At 70.5% G+C, this 26,247-nt stretch carries 22 protein-coding genes and 3 pseudogenes; 12 read left to right on the top strand and 13 right to left on the bottom strand.

The features are described 5' to 3' along the window. Window positions 1-31 precede the first annotated feature (31 nt). Together QCN29_RS25910 and QCN29_RS25905 are read right to left on the bottom strand one after the other, a co-directional pair. Complete coding sequence (locus tag QCN29_RS25910; RefSeq protein ID WP_279931162.1) at window positions 32-2,317, bottom strand: ATP-binding protein; 2,286 nt, start codon at window positions 2,315-2,317, stop codon at window positions 32-34. A gap of 281 nt (window positions 2,318-2,598) precedes the next feature. Beyond that, window positions 2,599-2,679, bottom strand: a pseudogene (locus tag QCN29_RS25905) (Uma2 family endonuclease); the annotation flags it as partial. Window positions 2,680-2,769: 90 nt separating this feature from the next. On the opposite strand from QCN29_RS25905, the pseudogene QCN29_RS25900 reads away from it, so the two are divergent. Beyond that, window positions 2,770-2,919, top strand: a pseudogene (locus QCN29_RS25900) (DUF255 domain-containing protein); the annotation flags it as partial. Between the two features lie 595 nt (window positions 2,920-3,514). Here QCN29_RS25900 and QCN29_RS25895 read toward each other — a convergent pair. Beyond that, window positions 3,515-4,018 carry a MarR family winged helix-turn-helix transcriptional regulator gene (locus QCN29_RS25895; protein ID WP_279931161.1) on the bottom strand — a complete coding sequence of 168 codons (504 nt, stop codon included), beginning with the start codon at window positions 4,016-4,018 and terminating at the stop codon, window positions 3,515-3,517. 232 nt (window positions 4,019-4,250) lie between these two features. Here QCN29_RS25895 and QCN29_RS25890 point away from each other — a divergent pair, with 232 nt between their 5' ends. Next, window positions 4,251-5,492 carry an MFS transporter gene (locus tag QCN29_RS25890; protein WP_279931160.1) on the top strand — a complete coding sequence of 414 codons (1,242 nt, stop codon included), beginning with the start codon at window positions 4,251-4,253 and terminating at the stop codon, window positions 5,490-5,492. A gap of 209 nt (window positions 5,493-5,701) precedes the next feature. Here the strand turns inward: QCN29_RS25890 and QCN29_RS25885 are convergent, their stop codons facing one another. Then, on the bottom strand, window positions 5,702-6,268 hold the full coding sequence (locus tag QCN29_RS25885; protein ID WP_279931159.1) for a Uma2 family endonuclease: 567 nt from the start codon (window positions 6,266-6,268) through the stop codon (window positions 5,702-5,704). A 197-nt stretch (window positions 6,269-6,465) separates the two neighbouring features. Here QCN29_RS25885 and QCN29_RS25880 point away from each other — a divergent pair. From QCN29_RS25880 to QCN29_RS25840, 9 genes and pseudogenes are all read left to right on the top strand, one after another. Next, a pseudogene (locus tag QCN29_RS25880) lies at window positions 6,466-7,263 on the top strand (thioredoxin domain-containing protein); the annotation flags it as partial. Next, complete coding sequence (locus QCN29_RS25875; protein WP_279931158.1) at window positions 7,236-8,348, top strand: recombinase family protein; 1,113 nt, start codon at window positions 7,236-7,238, stop codon at window positions 8,346-8,348. The pseudogene QCN29_RS25880 and the gene QCN29_RS25875, both read left to right, overlap by 28 nt. Window positions 8,349-9,161: 813 nt before the next feature. After that, window positions 9,162-9,434, top strand: a complete 273-nt coding sequence (locus QCN29_RS25870; protein ID WP_279931156.1) for a hypothetical protein — start codon at window positions 9,162-9,164, stop codon at window positions 9,432-9,434. Further along, on the top strand, window positions 9,415-9,933 hold the full coding sequence (locus tag QCN29_RS25865) for a DUF6879 family protein (RefSeq protein WP_279931154.1): 519 nt from the start codon (window positions 9,415-9,417) through the stop codon (window positions 9,931-9,933). Before QCN29_RS25870 ends, QCN29_RS25865 begins: the two co-directional genes overlap by 20 nt. A 12-nt stretch (window positions 9,934-9,945) precedes the next feature. Continuing rightward, the gene (locus tag QCN29_RS25860; protein WP_279931153.1) at window positions 9,946-10,794 is read left to right on the top strand and encodes a helix-turn-helix domain-containing protein; all 849 of its coding nucleotides are present in this window, start codon (window positions 9,946-9,948) and stop codon (window positions 10,792-10,794) included. An 89-nt stretch (window positions 10,795-10,883) separates the two neighbouring features. Beyond that, window positions 10,884-11,087 carry a hypothetical protein gene (locus QCN29_RS25855; protein ID WP_279931151.1) on the top strand — a complete coding sequence of 68 codons (204 nt, stop codon included), beginning with the start codon at window positions 10,884-10,886 and terminating at the stop codon, window positions 11,085-11,087. Then, on the top strand, window positions 11,087-11,284 hold the full coding sequence (locus QCN29_RS25850) for a hypothetical protein (RefSeq protein ID WP_279931150.1): 198 nt from the start codon (window positions 11,087-11,089) through the stop codon (window positions 11,282-11,284). Before QCN29_RS25855 ends, QCN29_RS25850 begins: the two co-directional genes overlap by 1 nt. Before the next feature lie 190 nt (window positions 11,285-11,474). Beyond that, window positions 11,475-11,687 carry a DUF397 domain-containing protein gene (locus QCN29_RS25845; RefSeq protein WP_279931149.1) on the top strand — a complete coding sequence of 71 codons (213 nt, stop codon included), beginning with the start codon at window positions 11,475-11,477 and terminating at the stop codon, window positions 11,685-11,687. Between the two features lie 269 nt (window positions 11,688-11,956). Then, window positions 11,957-14,005 carry a thioredoxin domain-containing protein gene (locus tag QCN29_RS25840; RefSeq protein ID WP_279931147.1) on the top strand — a complete coding sequence of 683 codons (2,049 nt, stop codon included), beginning with the start codon at window positions 11,957-11,959 and terminating at the stop codon, window positions 14,003-14,005. Between the two features lie 620 nt (window positions 14,006-14,625). On the opposite strand, the gene QCN29_RS25835 is transcribed toward QCN29_RS25840, so the two are convergent. The 5 genes from QCN29_RS25835 to trhA form a co-directional block, all read right to left on the bottom strand. Beyond that, entirely contained in the window at window positions 14,626-14,862 is a 237-nt protein-coding gene (locus QCN29_RS25835) for a hypothetical protein (RefSeq protein ID WP_279931145.1), read from the bottom strand. A gap of 36 nt (window positions 14,863-14,898) precedes the next feature. Beyond that, window positions 14,899-15,024: a hypothetical protein gene (locus QCN29_RS25830; protein ID WP_279931143.1), complete on the bottom strand. Its 126-nt coding sequence runs from the start codon at window positions 15,022-15,024 to the stop codon at window positions 14,899-14,901. Window positions 15,025-15,192: 168 nt separating this feature from the next. Next, window positions 15,193-15,813, bottom strand: coding sequence for a TetR/AcrR family transcriptional regulator (locus tag QCN29_RS25825; RefSeq protein WP_279931141.1), 621 nt, complete (start codon window positions 15,811-15,813; stop codon window positions 15,193-15,195). 178 nt (window positions 15,814-15,991) lie between these two features. After that, window positions 15,992-16,141 carry a hypothetical protein gene (locus QCN29_RS25820; RefSeq protein ID WP_279931139.1) on the bottom strand — a complete coding sequence of 50 codons (150 nt, stop codon included), beginning with the start codon at window positions 16,139-16,141 and terminating at the stop codon, window positions 15,992-15,994. Window positions 16,142-16,461: 320 nt separating this feature from the next. Further along, on the bottom strand, window positions 16,462-17,178 hold the full coding sequence (trhA, locus tag QCN29_RS25815) for a PAQR family membrane homeostasis protein TrhA (protein WP_279931137.1): 717 nt from the start codon (window positions 17,176-17,178) through the stop codon (window positions 16,462-16,464). A 282-nt stretch (window positions 17,179-17,460) separates the two neighbouring features. Here trhA and QCN29_RS25810 point away from each other — a divergent pair, with 282 nt between their 5' ends. Continuing rightward, a complete protein-coding gene (locus QCN29_RS25810; protein WP_279931136.1) occupies window positions 17,461-19,299 on the top strand; it encodes a phosphoenolpyruvate carboxykinase (GTP) in 1,839 nt (612 codons plus the stop codon). 142 nt (window positions 19,300-19,441) lie between these two features. Here QCN29_RS25810 and QCN29_RS25805 read toward each other — a convergent pair whose 3' ends face one another. The 4 genes from QCN29_RS25805 to QCN29_RS25790 all read right to left on the bottom strand — a co-directional run bounded on the left by QCN29_RS25805 (window position 19,442) and on the right by QCN29_RS25790 (window position 25,966). Beyond that, window positions 19,442-19,858, bottom strand: coding sequence for an XRE family transcriptional regulator (locus tag QCN29_RS25805; protein WP_279931135.1), 417 nt, complete (start codon window positions 19,856-19,858; stop codon window positions 19,442-19,444). A 319-nt stretch (window positions 19,859-20,177) separates the two neighbouring features. Next, window positions 20,178-20,864 (bottom strand): RES family NAD+ phosphorylase, encoded by a 687-nt coding sequence (locus QCN29_RS25800; RefSeq protein ID WP_240138804.1) that lies wholly within the window; start codon window positions 20,862-20,864, stop codon window positions 20,178-20,180. 234 nt (window positions 20,865-21,098) lie between these two features. Continuing rightward, the gene (locus tag QCN29_RS25795; RefSeq protein ID WP_279931133.1) at window positions 21,099-23,873 is read right to left on the bottom strand and encodes a WD40 repeat domain-containing protein; all 2,775 of its coding nucleotides are present in this window, start codon (window positions 23,871-23,873) and stop codon (window positions 21,099-21,101) included. After that, on the bottom strand, window positions 23,870-25,966 hold the full coding sequence (locus QCN29_RS25790) for a hypothetical protein (RefSeq protein WP_279931132.1): 2,097 nt from the start codon (window positions 25,964-25,966) through the stop codon (window positions 23,870-23,872). Before QCN29_RS25790 ends, QCN29_RS25795 begins: the two co-directional genes overlap by 4 nt. Window positions 25,967-26,247 lie beyond the last annotated feature (281 nt).

Genomic DNA, 26,247 nt, shown 5'->3' with positions numbered 1-26,247 from the left:
GATTTCGCAGCCGGCAAAGGCCGCGACCATCTCAGCGGCAGAGCCAGGTGGCCACCTGCACACGGGAGGTGCAGCCGAGCTTGCGCAGGATGCGCTGGACATGGCCCTCAGCGGTGCGGGATGAGATCACCAGCCGGGCGGCGATCTCCTTGTCGGTGAGGCCTTCGGCCAGGAGCTCGGCGACTTCACGCTCGCGCAGGGTGAGGGCCTGGGCGAGCGGTGGGGGTTGAGGATCGCCGGCGGGGGGTTCCTCTTGCCGGCCGAGCGCGAGGGCCAGGGCCTGGGCGGTTTCCAGTGCGGCGCCTGTGCGGTGCAGTGCGGTGAACCTGCTCTCGCCGAGGCGGGAGACGAGCAGTTCCTCGCATGCGGTGCGATGGTGCAGCAGGCGTCCTACTCCGGGCAGGGTGGCGCCGACGAGCTGCCAGGCGCTGTGTGCGGCGCCCAGCAGCTCGGCGGCCTCGGAGTGATGCCCGTCGTGTGCTTGCGCCCAGGCCAGGACTTCCAGGCACTGTGCGACGGCGAGGCGGTTCTGGGCAGGGCTGATGGTGCGCAGACCGTCGCGCAGCAGCCGGACCGCATGCCCGGTTTCCTGGCGGAGCCAGTGGTGCAGACCCAGGAGCCACAGGGCGTAGGGACGGGACCACTGGGCTCCATGTGCCTCGCAGAGTGCGAGGCACTGTGCGCTGAGGTCGGCGGCACGGGCGTCGCCATGCAGGCAGCAGGCCAGGCCCAGGAGGAACACGGTGGTCCATATGTCGCCGAGGTCTCCGCACGGGCCGAACCGGTCGAGTGCGGCTTCCAGCGCGGGCAACGCCCGCGAGAAGTCGTCGGCGAAGAGTGCGGCCAAGCCCTCCAGCTGGGCGGCCTGTGCCGCCGTCAGGGCGTCCTTCAGCTGGTCGGCGTGCGCACGGCATTCTGCGACGCGGATCCGCGCCGTGTCAGGGTCCCCGCACAGCAACGCCAGCCATCCGTCCGCCCACAGGGCTCTGGCCCAGGCTTGGCCGGGGACAGCCGTCGAAGCCAGGGCCCGTTCCAGCCAGCGGCGTTCCTCCGACAGGCTGCCCGCGCCGAGGCGATGGCTCCACAGCGCGGCGGCCATCTCCAGCCCGGCCTGTGCCTCGCCACGCGTGCTGAAGCAGAAGTTCATCGCGGTCCGCAGGTTGGGCCGTTCGCAATGGAGGCGTTCGGTCCATGCCGTCTGACGCGGAGTGAACCAATCCTGCCGCGCGCGCAGGACCAGGCCGTGGAAGTGGTCCCGGTGGCGACGGCGCAGAAGCCCCTCGTCGTGTGACTCCCCCAACCGCAGCAAGCCGTACTGCCGTACCGTGTCGAGCATCCGGTAGCGGGCACACGGATGATGGTCCTCACGCAACACGACGGACTTGTCCGCCAAACCCGTCAGGACGTCGAGAGCATCCCGGTGCGCAAGATCGCCGAACGCACACACCGCTTCCACGGCATCCAGGTCGAAGGCGCCGGGAAAGACCGACATCCGCGCCCACAGCAGCTGTTCCGCGGGGGTGCACAGCTCGAAACTCCAGTCAATTGTGGCCTGCAGCGTGCGCTGTCGAGGCAGCCCGCCGCGGCAGCCGCCGGTGAGCAGAGCGAACCTGTCGTCCAGGCGTTGCAGGATCTGCTCACAACTGAGAACCCGTAGACGCGCGGCGGCCATCTCGACGGCCAGTGGAATTCCTTCGAGCCTGTGGCAGATCAGTGCGGCCGTGTGCGCGTCGACGGCGGTGGCGGCCGGGTCGCCGAGCGCGGCAGCGGCACGCTCCATGAAGAGCTGCACGGCTTCGCCGGGCGACCGGCCTGTCTGTCCCCCACATGGATCGGGAGCCTCGAGCGCCGGCACGGGCACCACTCCCTCCCCGCTGACTCCCAGTGCCTGCCGACTGGTGGCGACGACACGCAGGCTCGGTGCTGCCTGCAGCAGGCTTCGCGCCAGAGCGGCGCAGGGCACCAGCACATGCTCACAGTTGTCCAGAACCAACAGGAGCTGCCGCTGGCGCACATGGTCAGCCAGTACGGTCATGGGCGGCCGGCCTCCGTCGTCGTCCCGGCCCAAGGCGGACAGGACCGTCTGGACAACCGCCTCCTCGTCCTCGGTGGCGGCCAGCTCCACGAGCCAGACACCGTCCGGGAACGATCGTTTCACCTGGTCTGCGAGTCGTAGCGCGAGACGCGTCTTGCCGATGCCGCCTGGACCGGTGAGGGTCAGCAACCGGGTCCGCGACAGCATCTCCCGGGCCAGAGCGATCTCTCGACGCCTGCCGACAAAACTGGTGGCCTCGGCTGGAAGATTGCCCTGTCCCACGCCAACTCCCGAACTGGCCTGGTTCCCGCATCGGTGGCGCGGGCTTCGGCATTCGGCTGACCGGGACACCGCGCGTCCGACCACGCTACCAAGGTGTCGGCAGTGGCACCGCCCGTCAAAGGCGATTCGCTGCCGCTGTCCAGGGGATCCCGCAGCAGCATCAAACCAGCATCAGCAACGCGCAGTTGAGGGAGCGTCGGGCGGTCTCCAGTCCGTCCATGAGGCCGGACGGTCGGCGTCGGTGAACACGGGAGTGCAAAGCCGCCCGGGCGCGCGCACCGGATCCCGGCTTGGCGTACTGGGTCCGCCTTCACGATCCGGTCAGTGGTCTCCGGGCCCGGTGACACGACCTCGACCACGAGGTGGTGGTATATGAGGGCAAATCGGTCAAGTGGGGCAGGGGCTTGCGGGCCGAGCCGTCAGGGTCGTGTCGGCGTGAGAGGCTGGTTCGTATGAACCGGTTGGCTGGCGTGACCTCGCCTTATTTGCTTCAGCGTGCGGAGAAACCGGTCGACTGGCAGCCCTGGGCGCCGGAGGTTTTCGAGGAGGCGCGACGGCGCGATGTGCCCGTACTGTTGTCGGTCGGTTACTCTGCGTGCCATTAGTGCCACTGTAAGAAGACAACCAGGTAGTTCTGACCTGGCATGTTTCCAAGAAGTGCCCGTATGTACACGCAAGGTGAGGATCTGACTCGCAGGGAAGACGCCCGGGTCCAAGATCAACTGAGGGCTTGCATGGGGTGGGCGCCCGAGCGGTGTATCAGCATCGGGTGCGCCTTGAAGGTGCCACTCTGCCTCAGGAAGCGGGCGCGTGGCGCTGTGTTCCAGTCGCCGGTCCCCGCTCATGAGTGATGCAGCGCGCCAGGATGTCAGTCGTGGCCACGTAGTGGGTTGACGGGGGGCTGTCCACAACGCGGCGGCGATCGGAGTCCAGCCCCTCGTCAGTGCGTGCGTCGTTTCGAGCGCTGACGGCGATCACGGAACCGTTCTCTCCAGGTGCCGGATCGTCCGGATGTGCCGCGTTGGGCCCCGCCACGATTGCGTGGCCAGGTCCGATGACCGGCATCGTCCATCAGTCGCGGTGGCCGCTGACCGGCTTCGTCCAGCGATGGCATGCCGCTGTGGCTGGGGTGTATATCGGGCACGAGGCCACTCCTCTGGCATGTACCCGCCCGTGACCTGCGGTGTGATGCGGCTGTTACCCGATGGCGTGCAGGAGGCCACGCAGGGCCCGGTCGAGGGCCGCGCGCTCCTCGGGAGTGAGGGCGGAAAGGAGTCGAGTCTCGTTCGCGACGTGGTCGGTGACTGCGGCGTCGACGAGTTCATAGCCGCGGTCGGTGAGGGAGACCCGGAAGCTGCGGCGGTCCGCGGGGTCGAGGGTGCGTTCCACCAGACCGGCGGCCTCCAGGCGGTCCAGCCGGTTGGTCATTCCGGCGCGGGAGAGCATCAGGGTCTGGGCGAGTGCCGACGGGATGAGCGTATACGGGGGCCCGGAGCGGCGCAGGGTGGCCAGTACGTCGAACTCGCCGGGTCGCAGTCCGTGCCCGGCGGCCACCTCGTCGAGGGCTGGTCCAAGGAGGAGGGAGAGCCGCCCCAGCCTGCCGAAGATCCCTATGGCTGCCAGATCCAGGTCGGGGCGTTCCCTGTGCCACTGGGCGAGGATCTCGTCCACCGCGTCTGTCTGCTGCGTCTTCTCTGCCACGTCCCCACTCTAGAGGGCCTCGTGCGAGATGATTTGATGTCGTACTATTCGACATGGAACTAGCTCTCGTCGCGTTCGGCGGATTGCCGGACCAAACGAACTGGCGTCATCGATGCCCCTTGGCCATCCAGGGCTCTGTCCGTCGCGCCGCCAACTTCGTCGCGGCCGCGGCCTGCTGGCAGATGCTCCGAGTCCGCACCTTTCCCTGCCCTTCCATAGAAAGTCCCCACCCTTGAAGCATTCCGACAAGGCGAGTGCCCCAACGGCGCCGTTCGCCAGAACCCTGTGGACGCTGGCCCCGGCCGCCGTCATCCTGGCCTGCCAGGCATATCTGTCGATCCCGCTCATGCCCTACCTGGCCGACGCGTGGCATGTGACGCAGGAGGCGTCAGCCTGGGCCACCTCCGCCTTCGCCATTGCCTTCGCCTGCGGTTCGCTGCTCGCTGCGCCGCTGACCAAGTGGCTCGGGCGGCGCGCCACGATCGCTTGGTCTTTTGCTGTACTCGCGGCCTTCACCGCGATCATGCCGCTGACCGGTGATCTGCTGAGCGGGTCTGTGGTGCGTGCCCTTCAGGGCCTGGCGGCTGGTGTCGTCCCGCCTGTGGTGTACGTGTACTTCGGTGAGCGGCTTCCGGGTGAGCGCCTCGCCGTCGGCATCACGATCTTCTCGAGCTGTCTGAGCGGTTGCCTCGTCATCGGGCAGATGGCGGGTCAGCTGCTGGCCCCGGCGGCTGGTTGGGACTCGGTGTTCTGGATCTCCGCGCCGCTGCTCGCGGTGGCCGCGGTGCTGATCTACAAGGTGATGCTGCCGGACGCGCCGCCCCCCGCATCGCACGAGACAGGCCAGTCCACTGCCGCCGCCCCGCGTCTGGGTCGGCTGCTGCCGCTGTTCCTCAGCGCGCTGGTGGTGCTCGGGGGGATTACTGCCGCGTACACCGCGGTCCAGTTGTACGGGCCCGAGCAGTTGGTCGGCGATGCCAACGCCATCCTCGCCCTGCGGGCCAGCGCGCTGCCCGCGCTGATCGCCTCTGTTCTGCTCGCCCCCGCCCTGTCCCGCATCGGCGCGGGCCGGCGGGCTGCGGGCGCGCTGGTGCTGGCCGCCCTCGGGATGGCCGCCGCAGGTCTCGCGCACGACAGCGTCATCGGACTGGGCGCGGCGCTGTTCGTGACCATGCTCGCGGCCACCACCGCGGGACCCGCCCTGATTCAGGCGGTGGGGACGGCCGCAGGTGCCTCCCGGGCTACTGTGCTGGCCGTCTACGGCTTCCTGCTCAACCTCGGCGCCGGGCTCGGTGCCCAGGTGCCCCAGCTCTTCGGCCAGTTCATGGGCGTCGCGCTGTGCGTCGCAGTGGGCTTCGGCGTCGCCGCGCTCCTCGTCGGCTTCCTTGCCCCGTCCAGCGCGGGCACCGGGCGGACGCGCACGGCCCGGCAGAGCGTCCCAGCCGAGCAGGCGCCCACCACGACCCGCGCCTGAGCCATGGCGTATGGCTGGGCCGGGCACCCCTTGGCGTTTCCTGTCCGGTGCGGCAGGGGGTTGCGGGGCCGACCGCAGATGACCGGCGGGACGAAGCGTGTGTCTTCACGGCGCGTGCCGGGGTTGTGAAGACCTGCCGTGCGGATTCGATGGACGGCGACGTGTCCGGCCACCTTCCACGCCCGAAGCCACGGATGCCCGCAACGTCCCTACATGTCCCCGAGATCGACCGTGAGGGAGAAAGGTGCGGTGGCATTCACCGTGCCGGTGAACATCTCGCCGTCCCTGTAAGCCTTGGTGGCGGGGTCGAGGACGTAGGTGTAGACGATCGGGACGCCGGTGGCGGCCTGCTCGACCCGCCAGTAGAAGGGGATGCCGGACTTGGCGTACTGGTCCACCTTCACGACGCGGTCGGTTGTTTCCGAACCGGGCGACACGACCTCGACGACCAGGAGCACATGCTCGGGGCGGGTGGGCGTGAGGTCGATGGTCTCCGCCCGGTAGACGATGACGTCCGGACGGCGGTTGGTGAGGGGAACGTCCTGCAGACGGACGTCGAAGTCCGTGTCCGCGTTCCAGTCGGGCCCCGCGGCGGAGTCCAGGGCATTGGCCAGGATCCGAGCCAGCCGGTTGTGCCGTTTGGAGGCGCTCGGGCTCACGACGACCATCCCGTCCACGATCTCGATGCCGGCGCACTGCTCCTCGGACCAGGAGTCGTACTGCTCCGCGCTGATCTGCGAATGCATCCACGCGGGCGCCACCATCTCGGCGGTCATGGTGTACCTCCTTCGAGGAGCCTCGGCAGGGCTGGCACTGCTGCGCCCAGCCTACTGTTCCGAGGTGTCGGGCCGCCCGTCTCGGAGGGGGACGGAGTCGCCCACCACGTGATGGCGCACAAGTGCAAGTCAGCCAAGCTCAGCGATCCCGCGAAGGCTTCATCGGTCGCGCCGGGCGCTGTGAGTGGCTGGTTCGTATGAACCGGTTGGCTGGCGTGACCTCGCCTTATTTGCTTCAGCATGCGGAGAATCCGGTCGACTGGCAGCCCTGGGCGCCGGAGGCTTTCGAGGAGGCGCGACGGCGCGATGTGCCCGTACTGTTGTCGGTCGGTTACTCTGCGTGCCATTGGTGTCATGTCATGGCGCACGAGTCGTTCGAGGATGACGAGACCGCTGCGTACATGAACGAGCACTTCGTGTCCGTCAAGGTCGACCGCGAGGAGCGGCCGGACGTCGACGCCGTGTACATGGAGGCCGTACAGGCGGCGACCGGGCAGGGCGGATGGCCCATGACAGTGTTCATGACGCCGGACGGGGAGCCCTTTTACTTCGGTACGTACTTCCCGCCCGCGCCCCGGCACGGCATGCCGTCCTTCCGGCAGGTGCTGGAGGGAGTTGCGGCCGCATGGGACGAGCGGCGTGAGGAGGTCGGGGAGGTCGCCGGGAAGGTCGTCCGCAGTCTGGCCGCGCGCTCGCTCGCGTTCGGCGGGGAGGGTGCGCCCGGCGGAGAGGAGCAGGCGCAGGCGTTGCTGGCGCTGACCAGGGAGTACGACGACCGGTTCGGCGGGTTCGGCGGCGCGCCCAAGTTTCCGCCGTCGATGGTGGTCGAGTTTCTGCTGCGGCACGCGGCCCGCGCCGGGGCCGCAGGGGCGCTGCAAATGGCTGCCGACACCTGCGAGGCGATGGCTCGCGGCGGGATCTACGACCAGCTCGGCGGCGGCTTCGCACGCTACTCAGTGGACCAGCAGTGGACGGTGCCCCACTTCGAGAAAGTGACAGCGCTCCCGGAAGCGGCAAGGTCGAACCCCATCCCTACGAGTACGGCACAGCTCGCAGGCTGGCGGATCTCTTGCTCGACAAGAAGACGACGAAGGACACGGCCCACCAACTCAATGAGGAGGGGTACCGGACCCGGAGCGGTGCCACCTGGTCGCCCACGGCGGTGAGCAAGCTGGCTCAGTCCCCGCTCTTCGCGGGCATGGTCCCGGTCCGGCGGCGCAAGACGGACGAGCACGGCAACCCGTTGGACAGTTGGGAGGGATACGGCGAGCCCCTGCGCAATGAGAAGGGCGAAGTCACCATGTGCGGCAAGGGGGTTGTGACGCCGGGCGAGTGGTTCAAGATCAAGGCCCTCATCGCCGAACGGACCGATGAACGGTGGGCGAAGGGGAAGCCGGAAGCGAAGTACCTGGGGACGGGGAGCTACCGATGCGGGCGGATGCGGGACAAGAAGGGTACAGGCGAGCTTGAACCGTGTGGTGGCTCGATGAGCCACCGTGGCGGACGCTATCGGTGCGAGGTCCGGCAGACGCGGGGCAAGTCGACCTGCGAGGGAGTGGTGACCCTCGCCGACCGCATCGACCACGCGGTTGGACAGGCTTGGATCCACCACATCACGGCCCTTGAGCCGGGTGACCCGGTGGTCATCGAGATAGCCCGCCGGTGGCTCGCCTTCGCGGACCCCGAAGCGCAGGCGAAGAAGGAAGAGGCCCAGAAGGCCCTTGAGGCCGCCCAGCGGCGCGTGAAGAAGCTCGAAGACGACTTCTACGTGTACGGGAAGATGGATGAAGAGCGCTTCGAGGAGCTGAGTGAAGGGCAGCGCGCCGTCATCGAGAGCACCGCCGCGACCCTTGAGGCGTTGGACGCGGAGGCAGACCTCTCGCCCCTCACTCAGGTCAACACCTTGCGTGAGGCATGGGAAGCGGCGGACATGGCGGACAAGCGGATGCTCCTGAAGTGCGCCCTTGGAAAGAAGGGCATCACGGTCAAGCCCGCAGCGCGGCAGGGGGATCACACCCCGATCTTGGAACGGCTTGAGTTCGACTGGCTGTCGAAGAAGGACACCACCACCGAGAAGTGAGTTCGAAGCGCAAAGCTGGGCATCGGGACCCGGCCTTGTTCATTTTCGCGCCCCGCGTGAGTGTGTCGGGACAGCGCGGACGAGCCCCGCTGGCCGCCTACGTGGTGACGAAGTGACGGAATGACGTTTAGTCCCGTTCCGTGCATAGGATCCAAAAACACTATCTATAAGAGGTAACCCGGATTCAGGGTCACTTCGTCACCGCTCGCGCTGCCCGCTGCTCATGCGCTGCCCCGGCTGTCTGTCCGGGGCCTCTTCGCGCCCCCACTGGGAGACCCGCCGTGACGAGGTCAGGCCCGATGGCCGTGTCTCGCTCAGCGGAGATGACCACCTGTGGGTGCCGATCCGCTGCCGTTCGTGCCCCCGGTTCGGCTACGCCCGCAAGGACCGCCTACCGGTCGATGTCCACCGCGAAGCACGCTCGGACGCATGGTCATCGACTGCCCACAGTGCCCGGCGAACCCGCCCGGGTAGGGGAGAGCGGCCCGGAAGTTCCCGCGCGTGCCCGCCGGCGACCCCGGCTCCAGCTCGGAAAACGCGCCCTGGGTGCGGCTCCGTTTTTGGGCGGCCGACCTCTGCGGCTACTGGACAAGAGCCTGTTTGAGCCCCCGAGAAAGACACCGTTAAGAGGTGGATAAGCCCCGCGAAGGACCACCCAAGCCCCCGATGGTTGCCCGTACCGGGTGGCTGTCGGGGGCGTCGTCGTGCGACTGGAGATTCCAACCACCCTGTGCTGACGCCCTCTTGCGTCCGTCAGCCGCAGGGGTGAGGCTCGTGCACGCCCATGCAACCGACTCGACAGCGGGAGCGATCGTGAACCTAAAGTTCCTCGGCATCATCCCCAACACGCCGACCGACGAGTCTCCGACGATCTGGCTTGACGAAGAGACCGGTGACCTCCTGATTCAGTCGTATAAGGCGACTGAGGAAGAGGCGAAGGCGTGCCAGGAGATCGGCTCGATCCCCGGCCATTCCACCGACGTGCCGGACCACGAGACGATCATCAGGCTTCCGGCGGTCATGCTGAAGTTCATCCCGCGCCCGGACGACAACGGAGAGGCAGCAAGTGCAGCCACCCGCGCGTAACGCACTGGCCCAGGCCCGGCACTCTGCCGTGCATCTTGAGTTGCGCGACAGCTATATGCGCGACGACCCCGAGTTCATCGCGTGGCAGCAGGGCAAGCGCTTTGACCCCGCCGACCGGTCTTCTTGGTGGGGTGGCTGGCATGACGCGGTGGCTGCCGCGACAGCTCGCGGGGTCGTGGTTCGCCGGGCCCGGATCGTGTCTGAACCGATCAGTGACTACATCCGGTACGAGTACGACTGCACCTTCACGAACATCGCTGCGGGTGAGCTGGTCCGGTGGCTGCCCCGGCGGCAGACGACGGACTTGGCCTTGCCGGGTACGGACTTCTGGGTCTTCGACAGCACGCAAGCCCTCTTCCACCACTTCACCGGGGACGGCCAGCTGGACGAAGAGGGACGGGAGTACACCAACGACCCCGCGCGGGTCCGTCTGTGCGCCACAGCCTTCGAAGCGGTGTGGCAGCGAGCTATTCCGCACGAGGAGTACAAGCCGGGCTGACCGGTCACGACCATGGCTGTCTCTCCATCATCGAGCGCCCAGCAAGCCCGGCAGGCTCTGGCGAACCGACTCGCTGAGCTCTGCCGGGACGCCGGGCTGAACGGGCGCAAGCTCGCCCTGCTGTGCGGGTGGCACCCCTCGAAGTCCTCCCGGATCATGAACGCCCGCACGCCCCCGTCCGCCGACGACATCCGGGCATGGTGCTGCGCGTGCGGTGCCGAAGGTCAGACAGATGATCTGATCGCTTCCCTCCGGACAGTCGAGGATATGTGGATCGGCTGGCGGCGCATGGAACGCGCCGGCCTCAAGCAGGCCCAGGAAGCCCGTCTCCCGCTCTTCGAGCGTACCCGCCGGTTCCGCGCCTACTCCTCGTGGTTCGTCCCGGGACTGATCCAGACCTACGGCTACACCGAAGCGGTCTTGCGCGCTGTCCAACGCAGACGTGTGGAGGTGGACGACGTGGCCGACGCGGTGGCCGTGCGCATGGAACGTCAGCACGTCCTACATGAGGGTGACCGGTGGTTCGCGTTCCTGGTTGAGGAATCCGTCTTGCGAAACGGGCTCGGCGGGGCGGACGTACAGGAGGAACAGCTCGGCCATCTCCTTACGGTCGGCTCACTTCCCAGCGTCAGCCTGGGGGTGGTGCCTACCCGAACGGATCGGTCGAGGATGCCGGTGGAGGGGTTCTGGATCTTCGACACCTCACAGGTCAACGTCGAGCTGGTCTCCGGCTACCTCACGTTGACCCAGCCCAGTGAGGTAGCCGCGTACGCGGACACGTTCACGGAGCTGGCCGATATGGCCGTCTACGGAGCGAAGGCCCGTGCGCTGATCACCAGCGCCATGCGGACTCTCAGGTGAAGCCGTGCAATCTCGTGCAATTTCCTGGGAGTTGAGGTTGCGCCCTCCCTAGCGTGGTCGGCATCGGACCACGTGAGGGGAGAGCGACGATGGCCAGTAAGGCGACTGCGACCGACACCGACGCGCGGCAGATGGAGTACAGCACCTACGCCCCGGCGGGCGAGACGTGCCCCGCGTGCACGAAGCCGATCAAGCCCCTTGAGGGCTGCCGCCGGGGGATGCTGACCCGTCCGGTCATGGCCCCCGCTGTCGCGTACTGGCACAACGAGTGCGCCCCGAAGGGTGTCGCGTAGTGGTCGGCACCGAGGACATTGGCAAGCCGGTCAAGAACGCCGCCGGGCGGGTCGGCATCCTGCGCGAGGTGATCGCCGATTGGGAGGACCCGGCCAAGCTCCCCAGCGAGCGTCGGAAGGCCCCCACGGCATTCGTGAGCCCCGAATACGGAGGCCGTGAGTGGACGACCTCCCCTTCGGCTCTGAGTCCCGCATGAGGCCGTTACGCACCCTCATGGTGGTACTCGCTGTTGCCACGTGGTCCGTAGCCGTCGCCTTGATCGTTGCTCGAAGTATGGCCACATAGGTTCCCGCCTCTGCCGTGTGGACACCGACAGGCATGGCGGGGGCGGGTGCACGACGGCGCGGGGACCGCTTCCCCACTGCTTCGTTGAAGGGAATCGCACCATGGCGAATCGGCCCGACTTCGTGTTCGTTGGAGTGTCCATGTGCCGCCCGCGCTCCGGGGTGCAGAACTGCCCGGAGGTGGCCACCAACGTGCCCGGCGTGGTCGCCTTCCGGGACAGCGACGACCCCGACACCGTCGTTACCATGACGACGGAGTCATGGGCGCTGTTCACCGACGCCGTGAAGGCCGGGGAGTACGACATCACGGCATGACTTGAGAAGGCGACTATGCAGGAGTGCCCGCGCTGTCGCGCCGAGTGCGTGACGGACCCCGAATCGGGATGGTCCTTCTGCCTGCCGTGTGGTGAGCCCGTCGCCCCTCCGGCGTCCCCGCCATGTCCCGGTCCCGAACCGTGGCGAGGCAGGTCCACACAGTTGCGATACCGGCCGCGCGAGCACTGAGCCGGCACCCCTCCGTCCCGTTCGCGTGCTGCCCCCGTGGCGCATGGGCGGGGCGGAGGCGGGTGCGCAAGGATGGGGGTATGCCCAACCGACTCGCGCAGGCCACGTCCCCCTACCTCCTCCAGCACGCGGACAACCCCGTCGACTGGTGGCCATGGGCGGCCGAGGCGTTCGAGGAAGCCCGGCGGCGCGATGTCCCCGTGTTCTTGAGCGTCGGCTACAGCGCCTGCCACTGGTGTCACGTCATGGCGCACGAGTCCTTCGAGCACGACGACACCGCCGCGTACATGAACGAGCACTTCGTGTCCGTCAAGGTGGACCGTGAGGAGCGGCCCGACGTGGACGCCGTCTACATGGAGGCTGTGCAAGCCGCCACTGGGCAGGGCGGCTGGCCCATGTCCGTGTTCATGACGCCGGACGGGGAGCCCTTCTACTTCGGCACCTACTTCCCGCCCGAGGTTCGCCACGGCATGCCGTCCTTCCGCCAGGTGCTCGAAGGCGTGCACAACGCCTGGACGAGCCGCCGGGACGAGGTGGGGGAAGTCGCGGGGAAGATCACTCGGGACCTTGCCGGGCGGGAACTGAGCACCGGGGATGCCGGAACGCCCACCGAGGAGACCCAGGCCCTTGCGCTCCTCCAGTTGACTCGGGACATTGACCCCGCGAGTGGCTGGTTCAAGGGAGACACCAAATTCCCGCCGTCGATGGTGATCGAGTTCCTGTTGCGCCACCACGCGCGGGCCGGCTCCGTGGCCGCGCTGGAGATGGCGGAAGGGCTGTGCGGTGCGATGGCCCGTTCGAGCCTGTACGACCAGGTGGGAGGCGGGTTCCACCGGTACGTGCTCACGCCGAGGGCAGATGGGCCTTTGGTACCCCACTTTGAGAAGATGCTCTACGACAACGCCCTGCTGTGCCGGGTGTACGCGCATCTGTGGCGGCAGACAGGTTCCGAGCTGGCACGGCGCGTGGCGCTGGAGACCGCCGACTTCATGGTCCGGGAACTGCGCACCGCGGAGGGCGGGTTCGCCTCCGCGCTCGACGCGGATTCGGACGACGGCACGGGCCGGCATGTGGAGGGCGCGTACTACGTGTGGACGCCCGGGCAGCTGGTCGCGGTGTTGGGGGAGGACGACGCGGAGTACGCGGCCCGGTACTTCGGCGTCACTCCGGAGGGCACGTTCGAACGAGGCGCGTCCGTGCTGCAACTGCCGCAGATCGGCGGAGTGCTGGACGCCGACCGGGTCAAGGACATCCGGGCCCGGCTGCTGACCGCGCGCGAGGAACGGGCGCGTCCCGGCCGGGACGACAAGATCGTGGCCGCCTGGAACGGGCTGGCGATCGCCGCGCTCGCCGAGACAGGTGCGTACTTCGACCGCCCCGACCTGATCGAGCACGCCACGGAGGCGGCCGATCTGCTGGTGCGCGTACACCTGAACCAGGGTCCCGGCGGGGCCCGGCTCGGCCGCACCTCCAAGGACGGCCGCGCGGGTGCGAACGCCGGAGTGCTGGAGGACTACGCGGACGTCGCCGAGGGATTCCTCGCGCTGGCGGGCGTCACCGGTGAAGGCGTGTGGCTGGAGTTCGCCGGGCTGCTGCTGGACATCGTGCTGGACCGGTTCACCGGTGAGGGCGGCGCGCTGTACGACACCGCCCATGACGCAGAGCAGCTCATCCGCCGCCCGCAGGACCCGACCGACAACGCCGCCCCGTCCGGCTGGTGTGCGGCGGCCGGTGCGCTCCTGTCGTACGCCGCGCACACCGGCTCCGAGGCGCACCGCAGCGCCGCGGAGGCGGCGCTCGGCGTGGTGAAGGCGCTCGGTCCGCGTGCGCCGCGGTATATCGGCTGGGGGCTCGCGGCGGTGGAAGCCCTGCTCGACGGGCCGCGCGAGGTGGCGGTCGTGGGGCCGGAGGTCGAGCCGGCGACCCGCGAGCTGCACCGCACGGCGCTGCTGGCCCCGGCGCCGGGCGCGGTCGTCGCCGTGGGGGAGGCAGGCGGTGAGCCCGAGTTCCCGCTGTTGCGGGACCGGCCGCTCGTCGGCGGGCTGTCCGCCGCGTACGTCTGCCGCAACTTCACCTGCGACGCACCCACCACGGACGCGTCGGAGCTCACCCGGAAGCTGACCGGCTGACGGCACAGGCCGGCGTGGTGGCCGGGCCGCAGCGGAGGCGGGTCGGCGGGGTGCGGGCCGCCGCGGAGGCCGGCCGACGTGGCGCGGGCGCCGCGGACACCAGCCCCGCTCTCCGCGCTCTGTGCAGACCTCGTTGCCCGCCGGGTCTCCGAACGCTTCAGAACAACTGTTCTGCAGACACCCGGCCATGGCGGCATCTGCGCAGGTCAGCGGGCATGTGGAGGTTCGCGGGAGTTCGTTGTCCCTTACTCGTCCGGCCCTACGGGGGCATGGAGGAACGGCAGGCGGACACCGGGAATTCCGTGCTCCTTATGGACAGCATGGGGACGAAGCACGCGGCAAAGCGTGACGGAGGAGTGGCGGAAATGCTGCGCGGCGTATGCGTCCTCCGGCTGTCCGTCTGGACCGACGAGACCACCAGGCTCGAAACCGAAACGGCCCGCCGAAGGAACTGACGGGCCGTCACCAAATGTCTAGGCTGGACGTCTTCCCCGCGGCGGACGTCGATGTGGACCATGTGCGGCCCCTCGCGATGGGAGGACCGACACGGCGGGCAACGTGCAAGTGCTGTGCCGGGGTTGTCACGCGCTGAAGACGCGGACGGAGTTCGGGCGCGTGGCCTAGCGCGGCATCAGCAAACGCGTGGGGTGCTCGACGCGAACTTCAAGGGTCAGGTAATCCCGGCCCTGAGAAGTAAGTCCGATGGGGTCCGACCCAACGGGCGCAGTGCCAACGGCAGCGTCGGCGCGGCTGCTGTGTTCACCAAGGGCATCGTTGGCCGATGCGGAAGGCGCAAGGGCTGCGGCTGATGCGGCAGCAATGGCGAGGGCAGCGAAAGTACGCTTCGCGATCTTCATGCACCGTGAACGATCTCGGTGTAGTCGGGTCACGCCCTACCGCTGCGCCCACCATGTTCCCGCCGCACCCCCGGCGGTGGTGATCAGGGCGACGAGCCATCCGGGGATGCGCTGGTCCTCGGCCAGCGCCTCCGGATCACCCGGCGCGGGCTCGTCGGACATCGGGCGGTCGAGCAACGCGCTCCAGAAACCGGCGAGTTCGTAGGGTCGTCGGTGCAGTCGAACGTGATGTGCCGGATGGTGGGGTTCAACGGCCCTCTCCCTGGGCTCCGTTCATGGCCGCTCCGCACGATCGCCGACGCGACGGGTGTTGTCGAACGGATTCCCGGATCAGAGCGTCAGGCCCTGCCCCAGCGTGTCCAGCGTCTGGTCGAGCAGAGCGGCCGGATCGTCGCGGCAGCCGCGCTCCGCCCAGTAGACGGCGGTCTCCTGGAGCGCCGACAGCACCGCCGAGGTGAAGACCCGTACCCGAAGGTCTTCCGGGTCGCGCCCGGTGCGCTCCGCGATCACCATGGCGAGCCGCCGGGCCGCCTGGGACGCCGACTCCGTCATCCGGGCCCGTACCGCGGGGACTTCGGCCAGCAGCCGTGACCGCTGGGCCATCTCCTCCGGGGCCTCGGCGGACATCGCGCCCAGTGCCTGGTGCAGCAGGGCCCGCAGGGACTCGATGGGCGGCTCGTCCGCGGGCCGGGCGCGCAGCGCCGCCTCCGGCAGCGGGTCGGCCTCGTCCGTCAGGACGATGTCCTCCTTGCTGGGGAAGTAGCGGAAGACCGTGGAGGGCGAGACCTCGGCCGCCTGTGCGATCTGCTCGATGGTCGTCGCCTCGTAGCCCCGCTCTGCGATCAGCCGGTAGGTGGCCCGCCGGATGGCCAGCCGCGTCTTGATCTTCTTGCGTTCCCGCAGGCCGGGGGCGGCGCGGGCGGCGGAGTGGGGATGCGCGGTGGCGGCCATGGACGTCATTGTCATGCATGGCCCCGGCATCCCGGGCCGGGTTGTGCAGATCGCCGCATACGGGTGGCCCCGCGCCCCGCGCCCGGTCGTGCAGATCGCCGCATGCGGGTGGTCCCGTGCCCGGTCGTTCAGATCGCCGCATGCGGGTGGCCCCGGGCCCCGCGCCCGGTCGTGCAGATCATGCATACGGGTGGGTGCGGGGGCCGAACCGCTCAGGCGGCTGCTTCATGGCGGAGCCGAGCGCCTTGGGCGTACCGCCGGCCGGGACGTACGAGGTCGCCGGCTGCTGCTTGCCGCCGGTCGCATTCGACCGGGGCAGCGCGTGCATCGCACCGCCCGCCCGCGGGCCGAACGGGGCGCGACGTGGAGATGGGCAGCGGTCCCGTCGACCGCTGAGCCGACGCGCTGGTTCCTGCCCGGCTTGCCGGGAAGACCGGGGGCGTTGCCCGGCTCGATCCAGCGGTCGCCGTCGGGGGGCCGGGCGGGCCGGTGCGCGCGGGCGCGTCCTGGCTCGCCGACGACGGAGAACGTCCGGACCGCACCCGCGTCGGCGACGTCGCCCAGGTCCTCACCGGGGATGCCCACGGCGGGCATCAGGTCGTACACGCCCGGCGGCCTGCCCTGGCCGCCCGTGTGGCGTGGGGTCGGTCAGGACGCCTGGTAGGCGACCAGTGAGATGCCCACGTAGTGCACGACGAACGCCGCGAGCGTGAAGGAGTGGAAGACCTCGTGGAAGCCGAACCACCGGGGTGAGGGGTTCGGGCGCTTGATCCCGTAGATCACTCCGCCGGCGCTGTAGAGCACGCCGCCGACGATGACGAGCACCAGCACCGCGATCCCGCCGGCGCGCATGAATTCGGGCAGAAAGAAGACGGCCGCCCAGCCCATCGCGATGTAGCAGGGTGTGTACAGCCAGCGCGGCGCGCCCACCCAGAAGACGCGGAAGGCGATGCCCGCCACCGCGGCCGCCCATACCGCCCACAGCAGCGTCCGGCCGGTGGAATCTGGGAGGAGCAGCACGGTCAGCGGGGTATATGTGCCCGCGATGATGAGAAAGATATTGGCGTGGTCCAGCCGGCGGAGCACGGCCTCGGCCCGCGGTCCCCAGTTTCCCCGGTGGTAGAGCGCGCTCACCCCGAAGAGCAGGCAGGCGGTGAGCACATAGATCGCACAGGCGATCCGGGCGCGGGCGGTGTCGGCGAGTGCCGTGAGCACCAGCCCGGCGACCACGACGGCAGGGAACATCCCGGCGTGCAGCCAGCCGCGCAGTCGTGGCTTCAGCAGGTGGTGCCGGTCCGCGGATATCTCGTTCTCGGCTGTCGTCGTTGCTGTCTCGGTCGCTTCGGGCGCGGCGGCGGCAGTCATGACGGGATGGTACCTACGGAGCCGTAGGCGCAGGAGTCCGTCTTCGTCACACCGTGCCGTCTCTTCCAGGCGAAGCACGCGCCGCACTCCGGCGAATCAGGAGTGACGCATGAGTGGGCTTGCTCACGTGAGAGGCCCTCTGGACATATGGGCAGCTGGCATCGATGATCAGATGAGTGCGGTCGGCACCGGATGAGCGCCAAGGAGATCTTTACCGTGAAGCATCCGGGTCGCGGCCCCCAAGGGGCAAAAAACAACAAAACCCCTCATTTAGGAGCAATCGTGGCGCGCGACATCGCGGCTCCCGACACCGTCCCCACCACCCACCAGGAGCTCATCGCCTGGGTAGACGAGATCGCAGCAGTCACGCAGCCGGACAGCGTCGTCTGGTGTGACGGTTCCGAGGCTGAGTACGAGCGCCTGTGCGAGGAGCTCGTCGCCAAGGGCACCTTCCGGAAGCTCGATCCGATCAAGCGCCCCAACTCCTACTACGCGGCGTCCGACCCGACCGACGTCGCCCGGGTCGAGGACCGCACCTTCATCTGCTCCGAGAAGGAGGAGGACGCGGGCCCCACCAACCACTGGAAGTCCCCCGCCGAGATGAAGGAGATCTTCACCGGCGAGAAAGGCGTCTTCCGGGGCTCGATGCGCGGCCGCACGATGTACGTGGTGCCGTTCTGCATGGGCCCGCTCGGCTCGCCGCTCTCCGCCATCGGCGTCGAGATCACCGACTCCGCCTATGTCGCGGTCTCCATGCGCACCATGACCCGGATGGGCCGCCCCGTCCTCGACGAACTGGGCTCCGACGGCTTCTTCGTCAAGGCCGTCCACACGCTGGGCGCCCCGCTGGAGCCCGGACAGGCCGACGTTCCGTGGCCGTGCAACTCCACCAAGTACATCTCGCACTTCCCCGAGACGCGTGAGATCTGGTCGTACGGCTCCGGCTACGGCGGCAACGCGCTCCTCGGCAAGAAGTGCTACGCGCTGCGCATCGCCTCCGTCATGGCGCGTGACGAGGGCTGGCTCGCCGAGCACATGCTGATCCTCAAGCTCACCCCTCCGTCCTCTGCCTCCGGCCCGGTCGAGCCCCGCTATGTCGCCGCGGCCTTCCCCTCCGCCTGCGGCAAGACCAACCTCGCCATGCTGGAGCCCACGATCTCCGGCTGGACGGTGGAGACCATCGGCGACGACATCGCCTGGATGCGTTTCGGCGAGGACGGCCGGCTGTACGCGATCAACCCGGAGGCGGGTTTCTTCGGCGTCGCGCCCGGCACCGGCGAGCACACCAACGCCAACGCCATGAAGACCCTGTGGGGCAACGCGGTCTTCACCAATGTCGCCCTCACCGACGACGGCGACGTGTGGTGGGAGGGCATGACCGAGGACGCGCCCGCGCACCTGACGGACTGGAAGGGCCGTGACTGGACGCCGGACTCCGACGAGCCCGCCGCGCACCCGAACGCCCGGTTCACCGTCCCCGCCTCGCAGTGCCCGATCATCGCGCCCGAGTGGGAGGACCCCAAGGGCGTGCCGATCTCCGCGATCCTGTTCGGCGGGCGTCGCGCCTCGGCGGTCCCGCTGGTGACCGAGTCCTTCGACTGGAACCACGGCGTCTTCCTCGGCGCGAACGTCGCCTCCGAGAAGACCGCCGCCGCCGAGGGCAAGGTCGGTGAGCTGCGCCGCGACCCGTTCGCCATGCTGCCGTTCTGCGGCTACAACATGGGCGACTACATGGCCCACTGGATCAAGGTCGGCGCCTCCGCGGACCAGTCCAAGCTGCCCAAGATCTACTACGTGAACTGGTTCCGCAAGAACGACGCCGGCAAGTTCGTATGGCCCGGGTTCGGCGAGAACAGCCGCGTTCTGAAGTGGATCGTCGGGCGTCTGGAGGGTGTCGCCGAGGGCGTCGAGACCCCCATCGGCACTCTGCCGACCAGGGAGTCCCTGGACACCGAGGGCCTGGAGCTGGCCGAGGAGGACCTCGACTTCCTGCTCAAGGTCGACACGGAAGTCTGGCGCGAGGAGGCGGCGCTGGTCCCCGAGCACCTCAACACCTTCGGCGACCACACTCCGAAGGAGCTGTGGGACGAGTACCGCGCGCTGGTGGCCCGCCTGGGCTGACCCCTCCGGGCCGACCGCCCCGAATGCCGCGGCGGGCTCCCGGCATCCGCCCTGACCTGTGGTCGTCCCGGCCCGCCGCACACCACGGCCCCCGAAGCTCCCTCAGGGCTTCGGGGGCCGTCCGGGTGTCTGCGAGCGCTCGTCAGCCGCCGTCCACATAGGCGCGGGCCGCGACCATCACATCTCTGAAGCGGCCGTCGGAGATGACCGTCAGCGGGGCTTCGTCCTCCAGCTGCGGATTCATCCCGATCAGCCAGGCCCGTGCGGTGTAGAGACTCTCCGCGTCCTGGATCAGCTGGAACACCTGCAGGGCGGCGCGCAGCCGCTCCTCCGCGTCCTGGCGGGGGGCGGACTCGCCCGACGCCCACTTGCCGACCTGGCGCGGATCGCTGATGTTGGTGATCCGCGCGGTCAGCCGTTGGCCGAGATTGTCCTGAAGGAAGCGCGCGATGTCCGCGACGGACATGCGGACGGTCGCGACATGGGCGCGTTCGGCGCTGGCCACACTCTTGGGTAAGGCTTTGACGCCGACGGCGGGGCTCGGGGCGGTGGTGGGCATGAACAGCTCCCCCCTGCTCCCCCTTGCGCGCCGGATGCGCGCCGTGCTGGTTCTCTCGGTCTGCGGGAGCAGTTGATCGTCTTGGTTGTAGGTCCTGCGAAGCCGGCTGGTCCAACAAAGCTACCCGTAAACCACGTCCAACTCCACCACCTATGCATAGAGTTCACCGTTCCTGAGCCAGCGTCAAGTGGTTTACCGGTGCCCGGCATTGCCGTCTGAGCTGCGGACTTACCGGCTGTTCCGAGGTCGGGGCGAGGCGGCGGACATGGCGGATTTCAGCCGTGTGGGCGAGCGGGGTACGCGGTGGTCTTCCGGTGGGTCAGCGGATGGTGAGCCCGTACTCCTCGGCCACCGTGCGCAGCCCTTCCGTCTCCGGCCAGATGGGCTGGGACTCGATCTCTTCGAGCTCCACATCGCTGAAGACCGCCCAGCACTGCCGCAGTCCGAAGCGGGAGCGGTAGGCGATCCCGTGGATCAGCCGGCCCTGCTGCTGGGTGCGCTGCGCTATCGCCCAGGCGGAGATCAGCCGGGTCACCCTGCGGTCGGGGCCCTGGGTGCACTCCTGCGTCAGGGAGTCGACGCCCAGCCGTTCCAACTGCTCCTTGAGCTCCGCGGAGAGCGTGAGCAGCGTCTGCTCGTCGTCGACGTCCAGGAACCGCGCCTCCTCGTCCGGCCGCAGCCGTACCAGCGTGTGCCGGGTGCGCCAGTCCCGCGGCAGATGGCCCGGCGGCATATAGGCCTGCTGCTGCCAGTCGTCGCCGATGACCGCGCGCAGTTCGGGAGCGACCCGGAAGGGGGCCAGCGCCTCGGCGAAGCAGCCGTCCAGCTCGGAGGCGCAGTACAGCGTGCCGTAGCTGACCAGGCTCCAGCGGCTGCCACCCGAACGGCTGTCGTCCTCCGGGCTGATGTAGGTGTACTTGCAGGGGTCCTTCGCCTTCCCCAGCCGCCACACCCCGCGCTCCGGCGCCCGGATGAGGCTCGCTCCTAACACTGTCCCCTCGCTCATGCACCGCTCCTCACCCGGTGATCGGTCCTGTTCGTCACCTGCCTGTTCCTGAACGATCATCTTCCGACGCCGGACACGCCCGAGGTGTGGACTTGGCGATTCCAGCAGGGGCGCACAAAGGACTTCAGGGGGCGCATGGCCCGAACTCCGGGGGGCGCAGACCGGTCGGCCGGGAGGAGGCGCTCCCCCCCCCGGCCCGGTGCCGCGGCAGGGCAGAGCCCGCCGAGTGGGGCGCTAGCCGGGCAGGTCCAGGCAGTCGGGCGCGGGCAGGTCCAAGTCCCCGTCGAGGTCCCCGTCCAGCTCCAGGAGAGCGACGCCGGCGTCGCCCGCGATCGCCAGGGCCGGGCCCTGTGCCGAGAGCGCACGGACCCGGCTGCCCGCGGCCAGCTGCAGGACGCAGCGCGACGTCGCCGCGTCCCAGAAGCGGATCGTGCCGTCCCGGGCGGCGCTCGCTGCGAACGCGCGACGTGCGCCCGACGGTGTGACCGCCGTCCAGGCGGCGACGGCCTCCACGGCCTCGGTGTGCCCGCGCAGCACCGCGCCCAGCGGCGCGTACGCGGTGAGGTCCCACAGCCGTACGGTGCCGTCGTCGCCGCCGCTCACGAGGAACGGCGGCAGCGGGCCCCCCGGATCGGCCCCGAAGGCGACCGCGTTGACGAAACCCTGACGGCAGGTGAGCACCCGGCCCGGGCCGCCGGCCGCCGGCTCCACCACGTGCACCGTCCCGTCCGTGCTGCCGGAGGCGACCCAGTCCCGGCCGTGCCCGTCGGACGCCGCCGCCACGGCGCGCACCCGGAAGGCGTGCCGCCAGTGCAGCAGCTGCTGCCCGGTCGTCAGATCCCACAGCCGTACGGTGCAGTCGTCACCCCCGCTGACGGCGACGGGCCGCCCGTCAAAGAGCACGGCCGACGCGAGGGACCGCACCGGCAGCGAGTGCCCCCTGAGCGGAGGGAACGGCACGGCGGCGCGGCCGGGGTCCCGGGGTGCGGGATCCCAGGCGCGGACGGTGCAGTCGGCCGCCGCCCACAGCAGCCGACCGGGGCCGTGGGGCGTTGCGGGCGTCCAGGCCAGAGCGGAGACCTGGTGCCGCGGGGCCGTGCCGAAACCGGCGTCGGGCTCCCCGGTGCCCGCGTCCCACAGCTGCACCCGCGCCGAGGCGTAGCCGACCGCCAGCCGCGGCGCCGAGCCGAGGCGTCCGGCGAGCGTCGCCGTGACGGCCGAAGGGGCCGGGTCGACGCCGTCCACGGCACGGCGCAGGTCCTGACCGTCCCACAGCCGCACCGTGTTGTCCCGCGCCACCGAGGCAAGCCGGGCGGGCCCGTCCGCCGGGAGAGCGCACAGCGCGGTCACGGCGTCGCCGTGACCGGTGAGCCGTCCCGTCCACTGGCGGGAGCCGACGTCCCACAGGTCGACGGCGGTTCCTGGGCCGGCCGCGGCGAGCAGATCCCTTCCGTCCCCGGTCCGGAGGGCCGTCAGGGCGGTGACGGGCTCCCCCTCGCCGGGCAGCGCCGCCCGCGCCCCGCCGGCGAGGTCCCACAGCGTGAGGGAGCCGTCCGCGTGCCCGGTGGCCACCCCGCCGGGGACGCCCGTACCGGCACAGGACCGCACCGGAACGTCGACCGGGTGCTGGTACACCAGGCGCGGGGCGGCGTCCCCGGCGTCCGACACGTCCCACACGCGCAGGGAGCGCCCCGCCCCCACCAGCAGGCGCCGGCCGTCGGCCCCGGTGGCGAGCGTGAGCGCGAAGGCAGCCCGGTCCAGCGGGTGGGCCGCCAGCTCCGGGAGCCGGCGCTCGCCCGCGCCCTCCCGCCAGAGCGTGACCGAGCCGTCCCCGCCGGCCGCCGCCACATGCAGCCGGCCCTCGGCGTCGCGGTAGCCCGCGACCGCCGCGATCCACGCCGAGCGGCGGAGCGCCATATGGTGCACCAGCGTGCCCCGGCCGGTGTCCCAGACGCGTACGACGCCGTCCGCGCTGCCCGACACGAGGTCGCCCGCGCCCGTGGCGTGGGGCACGAAGTCCAGGCACCGCACGGCCCCGTCGTGGGCCGGAATCCGGTCTTCGACGCCCGCGCCCGTCGTCGCGTCGACGAGTTCGATGCCGCCCGCCTCGTTGCCGACGGCGAGCAGGGGCGTCCCGCCGGGGCCGGCCGCCGCCGAGAGGGACAGGCCGCGTCGGCCCAGCGTCGTCAGGACGTTGGCCGGCGGCGCCCAGCGCGACCACAGCACCCGCAGCCGTGAGCCGTCAAAGTCCGCGACGTCCTGCGGCAGCCGCGCGTACGGGACGCCGGGGTGCCGCAGCGCGGTATGTGCGAGATGGAGGCTGGAGCGGCGTGACGCGACGTCAGCGTCGCGCAGATACGGCTCGATCGCCGCCCACGCGGCGAGCCACGACTGCTGCGCGCGGCCGGCGCGGGGCAGACCGAGGAGCCCTCGTACGCCGTCGCCGGACAGCCACGGCAGCAGCGCCGGAGGAACGTGTGTGTCGTCGAGCACCCCGCCGAGCGCGGCGTGCCCCGCCAGATGCCGCCGCAGATACGGATGCGGCGCCCCGGCCCCGCCGCCTCCCGCCAACTCCGCGAGCGCGGCGGCGATCCGCGCGTGCGCCGTGCGTTCGGCGTGGCCGGGCGGGTCGGGATCCGCCGGGCCGTCGCCGTACCCTGCGCTGCCTGCCTTCGCCAACTGTGGGAGTGCGGCCGGGTTCGGCGCGTGGGCCGTGTGTTCGGCGTCGCCAGGTGGGATGGACCCCCCGGTCCGGGCGCCGTTGCCCCCGGCCGGCGCGGCAGCGAGGGGTGCGTACGCCGTGGGTGGGGCGTCACCGGGTGGTTCGGTGGCCGTCGAGCTGCCGCCGGGCGCGGAGCCGCTGGTTTCGCCGTCGCCGTCGTCCGGCAGCCCCGTGAGCGCCGCCGGTTCGACGTCGCCGGGCGCGGGACCCCCGGTCGCGCCCGCAGCCGGTGAGACGCGCGACGGCGGCGCGGCCTCCTTGTTCGGTTCCGGTGCGTCCGGCGTCATATGTCCGTTCCCCCCGCCTTGTGCCGCGCCTCGTGCCCCAACCCGTACCGCGGCCAGCGGCGCAGCATCGCCGCCAGTCGTTCGTGCGCCGGGCGGTACACCACGCGGTCGTCCTCGCTGTCATGCGTGAGATACCCGGCCAGCCGGCCTTCCAGCAGTTGGCGGATCTTTTCGTCCGCGTGCTCGATGGGCGCCCCCAGCAGGGCCTCGGCGGCCGCGGGCCACACCTGCGCCCAGGGGATGCCCCGGCCGAGTCCGAAAGCCGTGGCCCGCAGCAGCGCCGTCGCCTCGACGGCGTTCAGGCCCTCGTCCGCGACCCTGCGGAGGTCTTCCTCGAACAGGCCCGCCGTGCCCCGGTCGAGCCGGTCGAGCCACCGCGCGTCGCCGAGCAGCGCGGACGCGTCGCCGCGGCGGAGCTGTTCGGCGGCCAGCCTGGCGTCGAGGAACGACCGGCCCACGCGGGCTGCGACCATCCGCGCGGCCCGCTCGGCCAGTGCCGGATCGGCGCTCCACGGCTCACCGCACAGCAGGGCGGTCACATACGCGGCGACGTCGTCCCGCACGCCGTCGCCGTCCGTGCGCACGACCTGGGCGGCCGGGAAGGCGGCCAGCAGTTCCCCGAGCAGACCTCCGGGGCTCGCGGCGGCCGCGTCCGGAGCGCCGGGGACGCTGCTGCGCACCCCCAGCAGCAGCCGCAGCCCCCGCCGTGCCGGAAGCGGCGGCGGCAGCGGAGCGGGCCCGTCCGCCTGGCCCGGCGCCTGCGCCGGAACCGGGGCCGCGCCCGTGCCGCACGGCCCGCCGGCGTAGGCGGCGAGGGGGGCCAGCACATCGCGTACGCAGGCGAGGGGCGCGGGCGACTCGTCGAGGCCGTCGACCACGACGGTCACCGCGTCGTCCGCCGTACGGCTCTTGGTGAACACGTCACGCAGCCGCTGCTGCCACTGCCGCAGCGCGTCTGCCGCGGGGCGGGACGGGTCCGGCTCACAGCCGAGCCGCACCCCGATGGCCTCTATCAGGCTCAGCGGCCCCCGGTTGCGGGCCGACACGGCGACCTGCACGGAGCCCTCGGGGGGCACGCCGTCCACGGGCGCCCTGCGGACTGCGTCCGCGTACCGCGGCGACGCCCGGAACGCCGGATCGCTGAGCGTCACGGCGCGGGCCAGCACCGCGGACTTCCCGCTGGCGGCCGCGCCCGTGACGATGAGCACGCCTGCCGGGCCCCCGACGAAGCGCGTCAGCCGCCGGTTGAGCTCCCGGCGGCCGGAGAAGTACCAGCCGGGGTCGTCGGCGTCCGCTCGGCCGCTGGCCCGGTCCAGCCAGTACTCCAGTTCGTCGTGCGTCGCCGCGACTTCCGCGCGCTCGGGGGGGACGGCGGCGCGCCGCGGCCGGTATCCGGGGTTGGGCAGCGTGGGCGTGCGCACGCCCAGCCTGGACGGGAGCACCGGGCGGGGGCCCGGCAGCGACAGCGCCCGCTCCTCGTTGAGCCGGTCCGTGGCCCGCTCCAGGGCCTGGAGGAACTCGGACAGCGACAGGTGGGGACGGGTGATGCCCGCAGCGTCCTTCAGCCAGTCGTGGGCGGTCCGCAGGATCAGCGCGAACTCCCGGCCCATCACCGGGGTGCGCGCGGCCGTCGTCGCCAGCACGTTCAGGGTGCCCCCGGCTGTCCGCTCCCGGGCGAGATCCGCCACCAGCGCGGCCAGTTCGGGGCCGATGCCTCCCGCCTCACAGGCGTTCACGATCACCAGCACATGGCGGGCCGGTGAGTCGAGCGCGGCGATGACGACCTCGTTCGTCGGCATGCCGGTGGCCAGCAACCGGTCCGGGTCGGTGCGGGGCAGCAGCAGGAAGTGCCTGTTGGAGGCGCCGATCGCGCCATGGGAGGTGACGTAGACGACGAGCGCCTCGTCCTCCTCGGTCTCCCGGATGCCCGACGTGTGCAGAAACCGCTCCACGTCGTGGCGCTCCTCGGGAGACCTGAGCAGCGTCTGCACGAATCCCTCTGCCGGCGTCGCGCCCGTCGCCCACCACTCGGTGACGATCGCGAGCTGCTCGTCGACGGCCTTGGCGAACTCCGGCTCGCCGTCGTCGTCCACCGCGACGATGACCAGCGAGCCGCGCCCTGCGGAGCCGCCGGCCCCCGACCCCGTAGCCTCATCCGGCCCGGTTGTCCTGGGCGGCCCCGCCGTCCCGGGCGACCCTGTCGCCTCATATGGCCCCGCCGTCCCGGGCGATTCCGCCGCCTCATGCAACCCGGCCGTCTTGTGCGGCCAGGTTGTCCCGGGCGGCCCCGCCGCGCCGGGCGGCCCCTGCGCCGGTCTGCCGGTCGCCGTGCCGCCCGTCGACCCGGCCGGCCGGCCGACTGCCGGCTCCGGTC

The sequence above is a fragment of the Streptomyces chengmaiensis genome (genome assembly GCF_029846775.1).
GTDB lineage: Bacteria > Actinomycetota > Actinomycetes > Streptomycetales > Streptomycetaceae > Streptomyces > Streptomyces chengmaiensis.
This window is presented reverse-complemented; position numbering and strand designations above follow the sequence as displayed.

Coding starts and splice junctions, on each gene's coding strand:
- QCN29_RS25885 (WP_279931159.1), bottom strand. CDS start 6,268: ATGACCGCCGAGATGGTGGCGCCCGCGTGGATGCATTCGCAGATCAGC.
- QCN29_RS25860 (WP_279931153.1), top strand. CDS start 9,946: ATGGCTGTCTCTCCATCATCGAGCGCCCAGCAAGCCCGGCAGGCTCTG.
- QCN29_RS25855 (WP_279931151.1), top strand. CDS start 10,884: ATGGCCAGTAAGGCGACTGCGACCGACACCGACGCGCGGCAGATGGAG.
- QCN29_RS25845 (WP_279931149.1), top strand. CDS start 11,475: ATGGCGAATCGGCCCGACTTCGTGTTCGTTGGAGTGTCCATGTGCCGC.
- QCN29_RS25840 (WP_279931147.1), top strand. CDS start 11,957: ATGCCCAACCGACTCGCGCAGGCCACGTCCCCCTACCTCCTCCAGCAC.
- QCN29_RS25835 (WP_279931145.1), bottom strand. CDS start 14,862: ATGAAGATCGCGAAGCGTACTTTCGCTGCCCTCGCCATTGCTGCCGCA.
- QCN29_RS25830 (WP_279931143.1), bottom strand. CDS start 15,024: ATGTCCGACGAGCCCGCGCCGGGTGATCCGGAGGCGCTGGCCGAGGAC.
- QCN29_RS25825 (WP_279931141.1), bottom strand. CDS start 15,813: ATGGCCGCCACCGCGCATCCCCACTCCGCCGCCCGCGCCGCCCCCGGC.
- QCN29_RS25820 (WP_279931139.1), bottom strand. CDS start 16,141: ATGCACGCGCTGCCCCGGTCGAATGCGACCGGCGGCAAGCAGCAGCCG.
- trhA (WP_279931137.1), bottom strand. CDS start 17,178: ATGACTGCCGCCGCCGCGCCCGAAGCGACCGAGACAGCAACGACGACA.
- QCN29_RS25805 (WP_279931135.1), bottom strand. CDS start 19,858: ATGCCCACCACCGCCCCGAGCCCCGCCGTCGGCGTCAAAGCCTTACCC.
- QCN29_RS25800 (WP_240138804.1), bottom strand. CDS start 20,864: ATGAGCGAGGGGACAGTGTTAGGAGCGAGCCTCATCCGGGCGCCGGAG.
- QCN29_RS25795 (WP_279931133.1), bottom strand. CDS start 23,873: ATGACGCCGGACGCACCGGAACCGAACAAGGAGGCCGCGCCGCCGTCG.